Source organism: Streptomyces sp. AC512_CC834 (assembly GCF_019049325.1).
GTDB lineage: Bacteria > Actinomycetota > Actinomycetes > Streptomycetales > Streptomycetaceae > Streptomyces.
On sequence record NZ_JAGMUO010000066.1, the window covers coordinates 1 to 2617 of the forward strand.

At 67.6% G+C, this 2617-nt stretch carries 2 protein-coding genes; both read left to right on the forward strand.

The genetic code is table 11. The features are described from left to right. Positions 1-204: 204 nt before the first annotated feature. Entirely contained in the window at positions 205-1680 is a 1476-nt protein-coding gene (gene istA, locus KUM40_RS25955) for an IS21 family transposase (RefSeq protein WP_254395682.1), read from the forward strand. Between the two features lie 60 nt (positions 1681-1740). Beyond that, a complete protein-coding gene (istB, locus tag KUM40_RS25960; RefSeq protein WP_093774766.1) occupies positions 1741-2514 on the forward strand; it encodes an IS21-like element helper ATPase IstB in 774 nt (257 codons plus the stop codon). The last annotated feature ends 103 nt before the right edge of the window (positions 2515-2617 follow it).

A 2617-nucleotide genomic window follows, 5' to 3' on the forward strand; every position in this document is an offset into this window, starting at 1 on the left:
TGACAGCGGCCGTGGCAAAGTCCAGATGTGCGGCCAGCCGAGTCCAGGCTGATGGCCACCGGAATTCCAGGTGTGCGGCCGTCTGACCAGTGGTGTTCCTGATCACTTCCTTAACTGGAGGAGACCCCTCCGACCGTTTGCTGGTGTTTGCACGCATCAGCTACCGGCCGGAGAGGTCCTGTGACGAAGTCTGACACGGAGATTATGGAAATCCTTGAGGCATACGACCTGACCGGGACGGTCTGGTCGGCGGCGACGTTGACGGGGCACGACCCGAAGACGGTCAAGCGGTATGTCGAGGCCCGCAACGGCGGGCGCAATCCCTATGAACGAGAGCCACGGCCGAAGATGATCGACGCGTTCCTGGAGAAGGTCGAGGAGTGGGTCGAGCAGTCGAAGGCGACGATCCGCGCCGATGTGGTCCACGAGAAACTCGTGAAGATGGGCTACCGGGGCAGCGAACGCTCGACGAGACGGGCGGTGAACGCCGCGAAGACCGCATGGAAGACGGGCAAGCGCCGAACCTACCGGCCGTGGATTCCCGAGCCGGGCCGGTGGCTGCAGTTCGACTGGGGAGAGGGGCCGCGCATCGCGGGCCGGCGGACCTGGCTGTTCTGCGCGTGGCTGTCCTGGTCGCGGTTCCGGGTCGTGATCCCGGTCTGGGACTGCACGTTGGGCACGCTGGTGGCCTGCCTGGACACCACGCTCAGGCGGATCGGCGGGGCGCCGACGTATGTCCTGACCGACAACGCGAAGACGGTCACCGTCGAACACATCGCCGGGATCCCGGTACGTCATCCGCAGATGGTCGCCGCGGGCCGGCACTACGGCTGCCAGGTGGTCAGTTGCGTGCCCTACGACCCCGAATCGAAGGGCGGTGCGGAGGCCACGGTCCGTATCGCGAAGGCCGACCTGGTGCCCACCGGGGCGAACCTTCTGCCCGTCTACGACACCTTCGCCGAGCTCGCCGATGCCTGCCTGACCTGGTGCGATGCGGTGAACTCGCGCCGTCACCGGGCGACCGGGCAGATACCCACCGACCGCCTGGACATCGAACGCACCACCCTGCATATCCTGCCCATCGAGCCGCTCGCGCTCGCACTGGGCGAGGAGAGGCTGGTCGGCTCGGACCGCACGATCAGCTTCAACTCGGTGCGCTACTCGACCCCGCCGGGCTATACCGGCGTGAGGGTGTGGTGCCGGGTGGTCGGCGAGGAACTGTCCATCACCGCTCGGACCAACTCCGTTGATCTGTCGGAGATTTGGCGCCACCAGCTTTCCACCCCGGGTGTTCCGCAGATCATCGATGAGCACTACCCCGACCACCCGGACGGCCGCAGTATCCACCAGCCGAGGCTGCAGCCCCGCTCGGAGGCGGAGATCGCGTTCGTGGGCATCGGCCCCGGGGCCGGGCGCTGGCTCAAGGAGGCCGGACCCGCCGGCGCGGTCCGTATCCGCGCCAAGATGGCCCGCGCGGTCGAGCTGGCCACCGTCCTGGGCAACGACAAAGTCGACCAGGCCCTCGGCCTGGCGGCCACGGCCGGGCGCTTCGCCGACGATGACCTGCTCTCGATCCTGGGACACATCGCGGACAGCAAGCCCGCCGGCGAGGTCATCCGCGCGGACGAGGCCCACTCCGTCCAGAACGGAACCATCGGCTGGCAGGCCCTGGGCAACTGAGCCAACGCACCGCCCACCACAGCAGTTTGACCACACATGACCCAAGAGAACGGCACCTCCATGAGTTTTCCCAACCCGCCCGCCATCCCCGAGGAACTCGACAAGCTCATGCGCCGCATGCGCCTGCCCTATATGCGCAAGGCGGCCCCGGATGTCCTGGCCACCGCCCGCGCTCAACGCTGGGACCCCGCCGAGGTCCTGCGGCTGCTGATCGCCGAGGAGGTCACCGGCCGCGACGCGGCCACCCGGCGTCTTCGCCGGCACTCGGCGAACTTCCCCACCGGCAAGACCCTGGGTTCCTGGCGGGCCGAGGACTCCACCATCCCCGAGCCCACCCAGAACTCCCTGACCACCCTGGAATGGATCGGCCGCGCCGAGAACTTGGTGATCGCCGGCCCGTCGGGGACGGGCAAGAGCCACTTCACCGAGGGTCTGGCTCAGGCCGCGATCGAGAAGGACATGCGGGTGTCCTGGTTCACCCTGGAGACGCTGAGCGCCGCGATCGGGAAGTCGAAGGTCGACGGGTCCACCGCACGGACCGTCGCCCGGATCTGTCGGGCTGATTTGATCGTCATTGATGACATTGGCCTGCTGCCCGTCGGCGAGGACGCCGCCGAGGCGTTCTACCGGATCATCGATGCCGCTTATGAGCGCCGGTCCATCGCGGTGACCAGCAACATTCACCCCTCGGGCTTCGACACGATCATGCCGAAGACCCTCGCGGGCGCGAGCACCGATCGCCTCATGCATCACGCTCACCTCGTGACCACCACCGGGGACTCGCATCGCCTCGCCGAGGCCCTCGCCGGGAAGGGAGTGGTCCCCCTGAACTGACCCCCACCCCGGGAACACCACTGGCCACACGCCTGGGTTTCTGATGGCCACCAGCCTGGGCCTCCAACGGCCACCCACCTGGGCATCTCAATGACCGTTGACA